This is a genomic window from Pseudomonas sp. UBT (assembly GCF_050915955.1).
GTDB lineage: Bacteria > Pseudomonadota > Gammaproteobacteria > Pseudomonadales > Pseudomonadaceae > Aquipseudomonas > Aquipseudomonas antarctica_A.
This window is the reverse complement of record NZ_CP168079.1, coordinates 4601571-4613992: the sequence shown is the minus strand read 5'-3', so window position 1 is coordinate 4613992 and position 12422 is coordinate 4601571. Positions and strand designations below refer to the sequence as shown.

Sequence of the window (12422 nt, the reverse complement as noted above, 5' to 3'; positions counted from 1 at the left end):
CAATACCGCCCTGACTGTTTTCCTCAGGATTTTCAATGTCGACATCATTTCACTTGCGTAGCCTCGGGCTGGCGCTGGTGCTGGCGGGCGCCGCGGGCTGCTCGTCACCCAAGACCGCCATTTATGAACATGAGAATTTCGACGATTCCGGCACGTTCTCCCGGGATTACCCGGTCAGTGACGTGGCAGCCTGCGAGGCCGCACGGCGCGCGCTATTGAGCCAGGGCTACATCATCACCAGCAGCGATCCTAAGTTGGTCGTGGGTAACAAGAGTTTCCAGCAGACTGGCGAGACCCACCTGCAGATTAGTTTCAATGTGGTGTGCGCCAATGATGGCAAAGGTAATAACCACTCGACGATGTTTGCCAACGCCTTGCAGGACCGCTACGCGTTGAAGAAGGTCAACAACTCCGCAAGCCTCGGCGTGGGTGTGTTGGGCTCGGTGTCGATGCCGATTGGCTCCACCGATGACTCGATGGTGAAGGTGGCGAGCGAGACGGTTTCGGCGCCGAAGTTTTATGAGCGTTACTTCTCGCTCGTGGATGTATTCCTGCCGCAAGAAGTGAAGAAGGCCGCGCACATTCCAGAGACGCCGAAGGCGGAGCTGGGCGTGCCGGAACCGAAAGCGGCGCCGGTTGCTGAAAAAGTCGAGGCGCCAAAGGAAGTACCGGCAGCGCCTGCCGTTTCGGAGCCGGTTGCCACGCCACCCGAGGCGGCACCGATTGCCCCGACAGCGGAACCGGCCCCAACGCCTGCAGCTGATCCTGCACCTGCGGCGACCAATCCAAAACTGCCGGCGCCAACAGAGGCGATTCCGCCCCTGCCAACCCCTTCGCAGTAACGTTGACCGCTGCGGGGTTCGTCTCTTCGACGTTCATCCCGTAGCGGCTCAAGCCTCCACGCGCTCCTTCGCGACCGATCATTCATACGCCAGCGGCTCAACGCCGCCAGCGCGATGAAGTGCGGGTGCCCGCCTCAAAGCCCTGATGCTAAATCCGCTCAGCGCTGCTGCGTTTTATCTTGAAGTGCAGGAACGTCACGGCGCCGACATTTTTTCGTCATCACGGCACTTTAGGCTGGCTGTGCAGGTCATTTATTGACAGCCGCTTTAAACCAACAAGGAGTCCGCCATGGACGATTACCAAGAAGAACTGCTGGAGTACCACGCGTTTGAATTGGATCCGCTGGATCCGGTCGATGACGCAACCGAGCTGTAAGACCGACTTCAGGCGGAATGCCGCTGACTGCGGCGAAATTCCCCTGGGGTCTGGTTGTTCCACCGCCTGAACGCCCGTTGAAAGGCCTGGGCTGAGGCAAAACCGAGCAAATAGGCGATCTCGCCGAACGCCAGTTCCGTATCGCGAATGTAGGTCATGGCCAAGTCGCGGCGGGTATCGTTGAGAATCGCGCGAAACTGAGTGCCTTCTTCGGCCAGTTTGCGCCGCAGTGTCCAGGTAGGCAGCTTCAAGCGTGCCGCCACTTCTTCCAGGTCGGGCTCCCGGCCGCCATTGAGCATCGGCCCGAGCAACCGGGTAATGCGCTCACGCAGGCTGCGGGTGCGGGTCAATTGCTCCAATTCGTGTTCACATAACTTCAACAACAGGTGCCAGGTACTGGGGCAGTGCTGTGGGTTACGCAAGGCCAGGGTCTGCTGGTTGAGGCGCAGTTGATTGGCGTCGGCGCCGAAGTGGACCGGGCTGTCACCGAGTACACCGTACTGTTCGCTGTACGCCGGGGCTTCAAACTCGATGTCTATACGCTGTGCCTGCACCGGTTGCTGCGCCACACTCGACAATTGCTGCAGCCAGCCGGCGATGATCGAATCCACCACAAAACGGTTGTAGGCATTGTAAGGGCTGATGGAATAGAAACGCAGCCAGGCGCCTTCGGCGTCTTCGTGAAAGCTCGATTGCCCGCGATAGTTGGAGCCGTACAGCGCTTCAAAACGGGTCAATGTGCGGGCCGCTTCTCGCACATTCGGTGCCTGTGCGGCAGTCACGCCTGCCAGTCCAGCCTGGCTCAGGCGACTCAGTTGGCCCATGCGCAGCCCCAGGCCGGGGTCGTCGGTCAGTTGGATGGCTGCGTGGCCCAGGCGCATGTAGCGCGGGATCGACAGGCGCGCCCCCGCTTCGGCGAGGCGCGCCGGGTCCAGGCCGTATTGCAGCAACAGCGGTTGCGGGTCCAGGCTATGGCTTTGAATGGCGTCCGCCAGGGTGTGCACGAAGCCCACCGAAAGATCGCCCAGGCGCACCGGCTTCACGGCACTACAACCAGATATTCAGCAGGCGCGCGCCACGGGCGTCGTTGCCTGTGATGACGTGCCCGTTGCCGCTGAGGAAGCTGTGCCCGGCGGTGCCCAGGTCCCAGAACTGCCCGCGCAGGAATACGCTCATTCCGGCGCTTGCCTGGCTGATTGGCTGTTGGCTGATCAGGGTGAGGCGGCGCCAGGCTTCGCCTTCACTGAGTTCTTCGGGCTTGAGGCTGATTTCGGGCGGCGTTGAAACGCTTTTAAAGCCGCGCCATGGGCGCTCCCAGGTGTCGCGGCCGGTCACAAAGGCTGGCACTGCGACCAGTTGCGCGCCTTGCTCGTTGAGTTTGCGGTAATTGTCCGGGTACCAGCTGTCGCTGCCGATCAGGATGCCCAGGCGTCCGGCCGGGGTGTCGACCACGCTGACGATGTTCTCATCGCCCGGTTCGATAAAGCCGCGCTCGTCGTAGATCGGGTAGAACTGGCGCTGTGGCTGGCCTACCGGCAAACCGTCCGCGCCAAACACCAGGCTGGCGTTATACAGCGCACCCTGACCGACCTGCAGTTGCCCCTGGCTGACACTCGGGTTGGGCAGGGCGATAGAGCCGGCCACCAGCGTGACCCCGAATTCTTTGGCCAGGCCGCCGAACAGCAGCTGATAGTCGCGGGCCATGGCCGGTGCTTTCATGCGCAGGTAGGCATCGTCCATGCGGTTATCGCCGGTGGCGCTGATCCAGGCGCGGGCGAATTGCAACGGGTTGCTGGCCGACAGCCAATTCATCGCATCTTTCAGATGCACCGCCTGGTACAGCTCGTTCTTCTCGCCGCTGAGCATCAGCCACGTGCCGATGTGTTCCGGCAGCACGACGATGGTCTTGTCATTGATCAAGCCTTTGTCCCGCGCTTTTTGCAGGTAGGCCGCGAGCTTCAGGTGCAGGCGTTCCAGGCTTTGGTAATCGGCGGGAAACAGCTCTGGCTGGATACCCAGCAAGTTACCGCGATCGGCGGGTTGGCCTTCGTTGATAGCCAGGGTGATGCGCAGGTCCGATAGGTAATGCGCCACAGGGCGCTCCTGGGTCCAGACCAGATACGCGGCGACGGCGGCAACCAGGGCCATGGTGACGGTGAAGGCTAGAAGTTTACGCATGGGGCAACAGACAACAGACCGGGTGCAGGGTTCGCCGACTAGGGTAGGGCCCAGGCAGCGGCTTGCCAAGGGGCGCTGTGCATTTGGATCAATAACTTGTCAGTTTCAGTCATTGAGCGGTAGTCCATCGCCTCTTAGTCTGTGGGACATAAACCGATGGCGCGCCGTTCGAGCGCGTCACGTCCCGTGATGATCCGTTGTGGAGCTGTACCATGACCGCTGCTGCCTACCCGCACTTGCTGGCCCCGTTGGACCTGGGTTTTACCACCTTGCGCAACCGCACCCTGATGGGCTCGATGCACACTGGCCTGGAAGAAAAACCCGGTGGTTTCGAACGCATGGCCGCCTATTTTGCCGAGCGCGCCCGTGGAGGCGTCGGCCTGATGGTCACCGGCGGTATCGGCCCGAACGATGAAGGTGGCGTCTACGCCGGTGCAGCCAAACTGACCACCGACGAGGAAGCACAAAAGCACAAGATCGTGACCCAGGCGGTGCACGAGGCGGGCGGCAAGATCTGCATGCAGATCCTCCACGCCGGCCGTTATGCCTACAGCCCCAAGCAGGTCGCCCCCAGCGCGATTCAAGCGCCGATCAACCCGTTCAAACCCAAGGAGCTGGACGAAGAGGGCATCGAGAAGCAGATCCAGGATTTTGTCACCTGCTCGCTGCTGGCCCAGGTCGCCGAGTATGACGGCGTCGAAATCATGGGCTCCGAAGGCTACTTCATTAACCAGTTCCTCGCCGCCCACACCAACCACCGCACCGACCGTTGGGGCGGCAGCTACGAAAACCGTATGCGCCTGGCGGTGGACGTCGTGCGTCGAGTGCGTGAAGCCGTGGGCCCGAATTTCATCATTATTTTCCGCCTGTCGATGCTCGATCTGGTGGAAGGCGGCAGCTCCTGGGAAGAGATCGTGCAGTTGGCCAAGGCCATCGAGCAGGCCGGTGCGACCCTGATCAACACCGGTATCGGCTGGCACGAAGCGCGTATCCCGACCATCGCGACCAAGGTGCCGCGTGGTGCATTCAGTAAAGTCACCGCCAAGCTACGCGGCTCGGTGAAGATTCCGCTGATCACCACCAACCGCATCAACACCCCGGAAATCGCTGAGCAGATCCTCGCCGAAGGTGATGCCGATATGGTCTCGATGGCGCGGCCGTTCCTGGCTGACCCGGAGTTCGTCAACAAGGCCGCTGCCGGCCGTGCGGATGAAATCAACACCTGTATCGGCTGCAACCAGGCCTGCCTGGACCACACGTTTGGCGGCAAACTGACCACCTGCCTGGTCAACCCGCGGGCGTGCTACGAGACCGAACTCAACTACCTGCCGGTGAAACAGATCAAGAAAATTGCCGTGGTCGGTGCCGGTCCTGCCGGGCTGGCGGCGGCCACCGTGGCGGCTGAGCGCGGTCATCAAGTGACGCTGTTCGACTCCGCCAACGAGATCGGCGGCCAGTTCAATATTGCCAAGCGAGTACCGGGCAAGGAAGAGTTTTTTGAAACCCTGCGCTACTTCAAACGCAAGTTGCAGACCACCCACGTCGAGCTGTGCCTCAACACCCGCGTGGATGTCGCGCAACTGGCGGCGGGCGGCTATGACGAAATCATTCTGGCCACCGGCATTGCACCGCGCACCCCGGCCATCCCGGGTATCGATAACGCCAAGGTGCTGAGCTACCTGGACGTGATCCTTGAGCGCAAACCAGTGGGCAAGCGCGTTGCGGTGATTGGCGCCGGCGGTATCGGTTTCGACGTCTCCGAGTTCCTGGTGCATGAAGGCGTGTCCACCAGCCTGGACCGCGAAGCGTTCTGGAAAGAGTGGGGCATCGACACCCAACTGCAAGCCCGTGGTGGCGTGGCGGGCATCAAGCCCCAGCCCCATGCACCGGCGCGCGAAGTATTCCTGCTGCAACGCAAGACCTCCAAGGTCGGCGACGGCCTGGGCAAAACCACCGGCTGGATCCACCGCACGGGCCTGAAGAACAAGCGGGTGCAGATGCTCAACAGCGTCGACTACTTGAAGATCGATGACCAAGGCTTGCATATCCGCATCGGCGCCGAGGGTGAGCCTCAAGTGCTGGCGGTGGACAATATCGTCATCTGCGCCGGGCAGGATCCGCTGCGCGAATTGCACGATGGCCTGGTCGCAGCGGGCCAGAACGTGCACCTCATCGGCGGTGCCGATGTGGCGGCCGAGCTGGATGCCAAGCGCGCCATCAACCAGGGCTCGCGCCTGGCTGCCGAGCTATAAGGCGACGCAAGGGGGCGGTGATAGACTACCGCCCCGTTTTTTATTCAGATGCTTGCTAATGGGTCCTTTCGACTGGCTTCCTCGCGCTCCACTTGAACCCTTGCTGCTGGATTGGCTTAACGGGGTCGAGTTGGCCGTGCTGCGGCTGGACCGTATCGACCCACTCATCAGCGGCAACAAGTGGTTCAAGCTCACCCAACACCTGGCCGACGCGCAACAGGCCGGTGCCGCTGGACTCATCAGCCTGGGTGGCGCTCATTCCAACCATCTGCACGCGCTGGCGGCGGCCGGCAAGCGGTTTGATTTCCCCACCGTCGGCCTGTTGCGCGGCCATCCTCAAGACACCCCCACCATCCTTGATCTGAAAGCCTTCGGCATGCAGCTGCACTGGCTGGGCTACGGCGGTTATCGCGCGCGTCATGACGCCGGTTTCTGGCTGCCGTGGCGTGAACAATATCCCCATCTCTATCCCGTGCCCGAGGGCGGCGGCGGACGGGCCGGTGCAATGGGTTGCGGGGTGTTGGTCGAGCAGGCGCGCGAACAACTGAACACGCTCGGTTGGGCTGATTACGACGCATGGTGGTTGGCTGCGGGCACCGGCACAACACTGGCCGGGTTGGCGCTGGCAGAGGCGGGCGTGCATCCGGTGTTCGGTGCCTTGGCGGTACCGGATGATCACGGGGTTGCGCAGAATGTGCAGGCCATCGTGCAGCATGGCTATGAACTGCTGGACGCGAGCCGAGGCGGTTTCGCCAAGGTCGACTCGTTATTGCTCAATTTTATCCAGGCCACGGAGCAGGCATGCGGCCTGCTGCTGGAGCCGCTTTACACCGGCAAGGCCTTGCTGGCATTGAAGCAACAGATCGAGGCGGGACGCTTCGCACCCGCCACTCGCTTGATCTTCGTGCACACCGGCGGCCTGCAAGGCCGCCGGAGCATGCAGGGTTAGCGCTTGGGCATCATGCGAAACACAGTGTTATCGCGCATGAAGTAATGGTGGTACAGGCCGGCCAAGGCATGCAGGCCGATCAGCCAATAACCGACGGTGCCTCCCAGCTCGTGCCATTCTTTGATCTGCTTGGACAGGTCTTTGTTTTCGCCAATCAAGGGCGGCAACTCGATCCCGTAGAACATCACGGAATGGCCCTGGGCACTCACGATCAGCCAGCCGAAAATCGGCATGCCGATCATGAATACGTACAGCGCCAGATGCATCAGTGTCGCCAGCAACGATTGCCATTGTGGCGGTGCCGGCACGATCTTCGGTGCAACGCCCAAGGTACGGGCAAACAGGCGCAGCCAGACCAGCACAAACACCGTCAGGCCGAACATGTAGTGCATTTCTACAATCAGGGCCCGCCCGCCACTGCCTTTGGGAAAGATCCCGCGAAACTCAATGCAGGCGTAAACCACCGCCAGCAGCACCACCATCAACCAGTGCAGTGCAATCGACATGGTGCTGTAGCGCGTATCGGAATTTTTCCACGGCATCGCTTTCTTCCTCACTCATCAGGGCAAACCTCCGTTCTTTGGCGACGGAGTCCTATTACTGTAAGCCTGTTTTGGCGGGTTTGCCCGGTGCGAATGCCGTTGTATTGACCTCTATCAGTGGCTTTGCGGCATTTCACCGCGGGTCAGGCGCTGGTTGATGTCGCTAATCACCACCGGCAGGTCGGTAATGGTGTCGATCAGGTAATGCGGGCGCGAGCCTTTGAACATCGCCTCGATACGCTTGCGCTCGCGGGCCAGGGTGTCCTGGTCCAGCGCACGAAACTGTTCGTAGTTCAGGCCCAGGGCATTGCCCGAGCAGGTCAGGGCCACGGTCCACATTCCGGCGCGGCGTCCTTCGAGGATGCCCGGCACGGTGTCATCGACCTTCACGCACGCCGCCACATCGTCAATACCCAGGGCGATCACGTTGGCCAGGGCCTGGGCCGGCCACGGACGGCCGTTGGGCACTTCGTCGGTGGCAACCACGTGGTCGGCGATGTAGCCATTGATAGCGGCCAGGGCGACGACCTTGTCCATGACTTGCTTGGGGTAGCCGGAGCAGGAGCCGATCTTGATGCCTTGAACGCGCAGCCGGGCGAGGGTGTCGAGGGCGCCGGGGATGAGGGCCGAGTGCTCGGCGATCTTCTCGATCTGCAGCGGCATGAAGCGTTGGTAAATGGCAGTGACGTCGTCATCCGTCGGCGTGCGGCCGAAGGCCTTGCGGTAACGCTCGGCCACCTGCGGCTGGTCGCAGAGTGTGCGGATATGGTCCCACTTGCCCATGCCCATCGGGCCGCGGGCTTCGTCGATGGAGACTTGCACGTCGAACTCGGCGAAGGCTTCGACAAAGATCTGCGTGGGGGCGAAGGAGCCGAAGTCGACCACAGTGCCGGCCCAGTCGAGGATCACGGCCTGCAAGGTGGTGGGGTTTTGATAGTTCATGGCTGAGATCCAAAAGATGAAAGGTTGATGTGCATGGCGTGCAGTGCCTGGGCGATGGCCGCGACGGCGGCGCGCATCTCGGCCGTGTCGACATGGCCGATGCAGCCCACGCGAAAGGTGTCTACTTCGGTCAATTTGCCGGGATACAGGATGAAACCCTTGGCCTTGACCCGCTCGTAGAACGCCTTGAACTGGTAACGCGGGTCTTGTGGGGCATGGAAGGTGACGATGATCGGGGCCTGGATCGCCGTGGGCAGGAAACTGCGCAGGCCAAGTTCGGCCATGCCGTCGAGCAATGCCTGGCAGTTGCGGGCGTAACGTTGATGGCGCGCGGGCAGGCCGCCTTCCTCAACGTATTGCAGCAGGGCTTCGTGCAGGGCCGCGACCACATGGGTCGGTGGCGTGAAACGCCATTGGCCGGTCTTGGCCATGTAGCTGTGTTGGTCGAACAGGTCCATCGCCAGGGAGTGGCAGTTGCCTTGGGCGGCGGCCAGCGCCTGTTTATCGGCGAACACAAAACCCATGCCTGGCACGCCTTCCAGGCATTTACCTGACGCTGCGATCAGCGCGTCGAACCGCACCTCGCGGGCATCGATCGGCAGCGCGCCGAAGGAACTCATGGCGTCGATGATCAGGCGCCTGCCGTGGTTTTTAACCACGTCGGCGATCTGCGGCAGCGGGTTGAGAATGCCGGTGCTGGTTTCACAGTGGATCAGCGCTACATGGGAAATGGCCGGGTCGGCTTGCAGCAGGCGGTCCACATCGGCGGCAGTGGTTGGCTCATCTTCGGCGGTTTCGAAGGTGCTGAAATCGCGGCCGAGCACTTCGCAAATCCTGGCCAGGCGCTTGCCGTAGGCGCCGTTGATCAGCACCAGTACCTTGCCATCACGCGGGACCAGCGTGCCGATGGCGGCTTCGATCGCGAAGGTGCCGCTGCCTTGCAACGGCACACAGTCATGGCTGTGGCTGGCGTTGAGGATCGCCAGCAGTTGCTCGCACACACTGGCGGTGAGTTGGTTGAAGCGCTCGTCCCATGAACCCCAATCCACCATCATCGCCTGGCGCGTGCGGGCGGACGTGGTCAGTGGGCCGGGTGTGAGCAGGATCGGCGCGGTGCTGGTCATCTGAGGTCCTCGCGGGCATTGGGTTGACTCTAAGGCGCCTAAATTGCAGTTTGGCTTGTCATCAATCAAATTGTTTGTTGTTATGCGAGCTATCAGTGAGGCCGATAGCTATGAATTTGTTCCAACTGCGCGCATTCGATGCCGTGGCCCGTGAGGGCAGTTTTACCCGGGCGGCGGCGCGGCTATTCATCAGCCAGCCGGCGGTGACCGGGCATATCAAGGCGCTGGAAGAGCACTACCAGATTCCGCTGTTGCGCCGTACGGCACGCCGGGTGGAATTGACCGAGGAAGGCACACGCCTGGCGGCGATCACCCGGGCGATCTTCGGCCTGGTGGACGAGGCACAGACCCTGCTGGAGGCCAATCGGCAATTGCTCGCCGGGCGCCTGGAAGTCGCGGCGGACGGCCCGCACCTGGTAATGCCGATGATCGCGCGGCTGCGCGCACGCTACCCAGGCATTACCGTCAACCTGCGTCTGGGCAATGCCCAGGAAACCCTGGCGGCGCTGCTGTCGGAGCATGCCGATGTGGCGGTGCTCACCGAGGTGGAGCCGCGCAGTGGCTTGCATCTGCAGCCCCTTGATGAATCGCGGATCTGCGCCTTGGTACCGGCCGGGCACCCTTGGCTGACCGACCCGGCGGGCATTCGCCTGGAGCAATTGCACGACGTGATCATGGTGCTGCGCGAGCCCAGCTCCATCACCCGTCGCACCTTCGACAGCGCTTGCGCGATCGCCGCTGTGCAGCCTAGGGTGTTGCTGGAACTGGACAGCCGCGAGGCCGTCACCGAAGCCGTCGCCGCTGAACTGGGGGTGGGGGTGGTGTCGTCGATGGAGGTCAGCCGTGACCCGCGCGTGCATGCCATTCCCTTGCAGGGCGAGGGGCTGGTGAACCGGCACATGCTCGGTTGCCTGGAGCGACGCCGCTCATTGCGCCTGATCCAGGCGTTTTTCGAGTTGGCGTCTTGACGGTTTTTTGGTGGAACGATGGGTTTTTGCGCTATAAACTCTGCCCCCAAAGCGCCGGCCAGTAGACGTCTCGGCGCGATGGACAGGAAGAGAGTGAGTCATGGGCGCACAGTGGAAAGTCAAACATAAAGAAGCGGCATCCAATGCCAAGGGCAAGATTTTCGGCAAGCTGGTGAAAGAAATCACCATCGCCGCCCGCAACGGTGCCGACACCGCGACCAACGCCCACTTGCGTCTGGTGGTGGAGCAGGCCAAAAAAGCCTCGATGCCCAAGGAAACCCTGGAGCGCGCCATCAAGAAAGGCGCCGGCCTGCTGGGTGAAACCGTGCAGTACCACCGCGTGACGTACGAGGGTTTCGCTCCGCACCAGGTGCCGCTGATCGTCGAATGCGTGACCGACAACATCAACCGTACCGTGGCGGAAATCCGTGTAGCGTTCCGCAAGGGCCAATTGGGCGCATCCGGCTCTGTGGCGTGGGACTTCAACCATGTGGGCCTGATCGAGGCGTCGCCGGACAGCCCTGACGCTGATCCGGAAATGGCCGCCATTGAAGCGGGCGCCCAGGACTTTGAAGACGGCGAAGAAGAAGGCACCACCTTGTTCATCACCGAAACCACCGACCTCGATGCCGTGCAAAAAGCGCTGCCGGAGCAGGGTTTCACCGTGCTGTCGGCCAAGCTGGGCTATATCTCGAAGAACCCGGTGAGCGGGTTGACCGATGAGCAGATGGCCGAAGTCGAAGCCTTCCTGGAAGGCCTGGACAACCACGATGACGTGCAGGATATGTTCGTCGGCCTGGCCGGCTGATTTGTAGCTGAATACATGCAGTAAAAATGTGGGAGCAGGCTTGCTCGCGAATGCAGTGTGTCAGTCGCCAGATCAGCTGACTGACACGCCGCATTCGCGAGCAAGCCCGCTCCCACATTGGTTTAGTGGTTTGGCAGAGACCTCAGCAGCGCTTCGATTTCTTCGAAGCCCGGTCGCGCTAACACATCCGGTTGGCAGCATCGTTTCTGCAGTTCTACCAGTCCCTCGTCGTTGAACTCAGTCTCGATCCGCTCCAACAACTCCCCAAGCAACACCCCAAACGCGCGCACTTCGATGCGCTGCAATGCCCTGGTTTCCAGGGTGTCCGCCGTGGCATGGAACGACGCCGCGCCAAAGTCCCCGAGCAAGCAATCGCCTGCTGCATTCCACAGAATATTGTGGCCGTACAAATCGCCATGGGTGATGCCGTGCCGGTGCAAGTGCGCCGCCACCGAGGCGATGCCACGCGCCATGCGCAAGGCCACATCGACGCTGAAGCGAGTCGTGGGCTCGTAGATATCGCGCGTGCAGGACGCCAGGCTGGGCAATGCGGCGAGGTTGCGGTAGCTCGGGTCGATCAGGTCCATGACCAGCGCGGCTTGATTATCAGGGTGACCTTTGATGCGGCCTTCTACCTTGATCAGGTTGGGGTGCAACCCGGCAGCGATGCAGGCCTGCATTTCATGCAGCGGTGAACCGTCGCTGGTGATCGTGCCTTTGTACAGTTTTACCGCGACAGGCAAGGCTTGCGGCTTCCACAACGCTTTGCGAATGATCCCCGAGGCGCCTTCGCCCAGCACTTCGCCCAGGTCCAGTTCTGACCAGGGAATGTTCGGCGTCACGTCATCAGCGGCCACGTCCACCGCCATTTCCACCGGGTTACCGGCATAGGCCAGCCACGTCAGGCTCGGCAGCGTCAGCAGCCATTCCGGCAGTTGGGTCAGACGGTTGGAAGCGATGCGTATCAGCTCCAGGTTTTTGCAGTTGGCCAGGCTCTCCGGCAGGTGCGCCAGATGGTTGCCGGCCAGCATCAGTTTTTGCAGCAACGGCCGCTCGCCCAATTCGCTGGGAAGTTGGCTGATGCAGTTGTCGGTGAGGATCAGCCAGCGCAATTGCGGCGGCAGCGCGGCGGCGGGTACATGGCTGATCTGGTTGGCCTTGAAGCCGATCATGCTCAACTTGGCGCACTGGCCCAGGCATTCGGGCAGTTCGGTAAAGGCGTTGTCCGAGCAGAACAGCACCCGCAAGTGCGACAGGCGATGCAGGTCGTCCGGCAGGCTGCTCAGGGCGTTACCCGTGAGGTTGAGGATTTCCAGGGTGTCGGCCAGCTCGAAGATTTCTTGCGGGAATTCGGTCAGCCCGCAGGCCAGGTCCAGGCGCTTGGTACCGGCCAATTGGCCAGTCTTGAGTTGGTCGAGGGTATTCATGAACGGCGCGGTCA

The 12422-nt window shown here is 61.7% G+C and carries 11 protein-coding genes; 5 read left to right on the top strand and 6 right to left on the bottom strand.

Translation table 11 applies throughout. From position 1 onward, the window contains the following. Positions 1 to 35 precede the first annotated feature (35 nt). Complete coding sequence (locus ACDZ94_RS21250; RefSeq protein ID WP_432750768.1) at positions 36 to 842, top strand: DUF2242 domain-containing protein; 807 nt, start codon at positions 36 to 38, stop codon at positions 840 to 842. A gap of 384 nt (positions 843 to 1226) precedes the next feature. Here ACDZ94_RS21250 and ACDZ94_RS21245 read toward each other — a convergent pair whose 3' ends face one another. Next, entirely contained in the window at positions 1227 to 2261 is a 1035-nt protein-coding gene (locus tag ACDZ94_RS21245) for an AraC family transcriptional regulator (RefSeq protein WP_432750767.1), read from the bottom strand. Positions 2262 to 2265: 4 nt separating this feature from the next. Beyond that, a complete protein-coding gene (locus ACDZ94_RS21240; RefSeq protein WP_432750766.1) occupies positions 2266 to 3396 on the bottom strand; it encodes a carbon-nitrogen hydrolase family protein in 1131 nt (376 codons plus the stop codon). Positions 3397 to 3608: 212 nt separating this feature from the next. Here ACDZ94_RS21240 and ACDZ94_RS21235 point away from each other — a divergent pair, with 212 nt between their 5' ends. Both ACDZ94_RS21235 and ACDZ94_RS21230 read left to right on the top strand, forming a co-directional pair. Beyond that, positions 3609 to 5648 (top strand): NADPH-dependent 2,4-dienoyl-CoA reductase, encoded by a 2040-nt coding sequence (locus ACDZ94_RS21235; protein ID WP_262665342.1) that lies wholly within the window; start codon positions 3609 to 3611, stop codon positions 5646 to 5648. 58 nt (positions 5649 to 5706) lie between these two features. Next, positions 5707 to 6597: a 1-aminocyclopropane-1-carboxylate deaminase/D-cysteine desulfhydrase gene (locus tag ACDZ94_RS21230; protein ID WP_432750765.1), complete on the top strand. Its 891-nt coding sequence runs from the start codon at positions 5707 to 5709 to the stop codon at positions 6595 to 6597. Here ACDZ94_RS21230 and ACDZ94_RS21225 read toward each other — a convergent pair. The 3 genes from ACDZ94_RS21225 to ACDZ94_RS21215 all read right to left on the bottom strand — a co-directional run bounded on the left by ACDZ94_RS21225 (position 6594) and on the right by ACDZ94_RS21215 (position 9205). After that, the gene (locus tag ACDZ94_RS21225; RefSeq protein ID WP_064452998.1) at positions 6594 to 7139 is read right to left on the bottom strand and encodes a cytochrome b; all 546 of its coding nucleotides are present in this window, start codon (positions 7137 to 7139) and stop codon (positions 6594 to 6596) included. The genes ACDZ94_RS21230 and ACDZ94_RS21225 overlap by 4 nt on opposite strands. 114 nt (positions 7140 to 7253) lie before the next feature. Next, on the bottom strand, positions 7254 to 8081 hold the full coding sequence (phnX, locus tag ACDZ94_RS21220; RefSeq protein ID WP_432750764.1) for a phosphonoacetaldehyde hydrolase: 828 nt from the start codon (positions 8079 to 8081) through the stop codon (positions 7254 to 7256). After that, positions 8078 to 9205, bottom strand: coding sequence for a 2-aminoethylphosphonate--pyruvate transaminase (locus ACDZ94_RS21215; protein WP_432750763.1), 1128 nt, complete (start codon positions 9203 to 9205; stop codon positions 8078 to 8080). Before ACDZ94_RS21215 ends, phnX begins: the two co-directional genes overlap by 4 nt. A 110-nt stretch (positions 9206 to 9315) precedes the next feature. Between ACDZ94_RS21215 and ACDZ94_RS21210 the strand changes: the two genes are divergently transcribed. Together ACDZ94_RS21210 and ACDZ94_RS21205 are read left to right on the top strand one after the other, a co-directional pair. Continuing rightward, entirely contained in the window at positions 9316 to 10173 is an 858-nt protein-coding gene (locus ACDZ94_RS21210; protein ID WP_064452995.1) for a LysR substrate-binding domain-containing protein, read from the top strand. 100 nt (positions 10174 to 10273) lie between these two features. Next, positions 10274 to 10981 (top strand): YebC/PmpR family DNA-binding transcriptional regulator, encoded by a 708-nt coding sequence (locus ACDZ94_RS21205; RefSeq protein WP_064452994.1) that lies wholly within the window; start codon positions 10274 to 10276, stop codon positions 10979 to 10981. A gap of 122 nt (positions 10982 to 11103) precedes the next feature. Here the strand turns inward: ACDZ94_RS21205 and ACDZ94_RS21200 are convergent, their stop codons facing one another. Then, positions 11104 to 12408 carry a protein kinase gene (locus tag ACDZ94_RS21200; RefSeq protein ID WP_064454966.1) on the bottom strand — a complete coding sequence of 435 codons (1305 nt, stop codon included), beginning with the start codon at positions 12406 to 12408 and terminating at the stop codon, positions 11104 to 11106. Positions 12409 to 12422: the final 14 nt, after the last annotated feature.

What these genes read in the sequence shown, in the direction of transcription:
- ACDZ94_RS21250 (WP_432750768.1), top strand. Translation starts at nt 36, where the DNA reads ATGTCGACATCATTTCACTTGCGTAGCCTCGGGCTGGCGCTGGTGCTG.
- ACDZ94_RS21240 (WP_432750766.1), bottom strand. Translation starts at nt 3,396, where the DNA reads ATGCGTAAACTTCTAGCCTTCACCGTCACCATGGCCCTGGTTGCCGCC.
- ACDZ94_RS21235 (WP_262665342.1), top strand. Translation starts at nt 3,609, where the DNA reads ATGACCGCTGCTGCCTACCCGCACTTGCTGGCCCCGTTGGACCTGGGT.
- ACDZ94_RS21230 (WP_432750765.1), top strand. Translation starts at nt 5,707, where the DNA reads ATGGGTCCTTTCGACTGGCTTCCTCGCGCTCCACTTGAACCCTTGCTG.
- ACDZ94_RS21225 (WP_064452998.1), bottom strand. Translation starts at nt 7,139, where the DNA reads ATGCCGTGGAAAAATTCCGATACGCGCTACAGCACCATGTCGATTGCA.
- phnX (WP_432750764.1), bottom strand. Translation starts at nt 8,081, where the DNA reads ATGAACTATCAAAACCCCACCACCTTGCAGGCCGTGATCCTCGACTGG.
- ACDZ94_RS21215 (WP_432750763.1), bottom strand. Translation starts at nt 9,205, where the DNA reads ATGACCAGCACCGCGCCGATCCTGCTCACACCCGGCCCACTGACCACG.
- ACDZ94_RS21210 (WP_064452995.1), top strand. Translation starts at nt 9,316, where the DNA reads ATGAATTTGTTCCAACTGCGCGCATTCGATGCCGTGGCCCGTGAGGGC.
- ACDZ94_RS21205 (WP_064452994.1), top strand. Translation starts at nt 10,274, where the DNA reads ATGGGCGCACAGTGGAAAGTCAAACATAAAGAAGCGGCATCCAATGCC.
- ACDZ94_RS21200 (WP_064454966.1), bottom strand. Translation starts at nt 12,408, where the DNA reads ATGAATACCCTCGACCAACTCAAGACTGGCCAATTGGCCGGTACCAAG.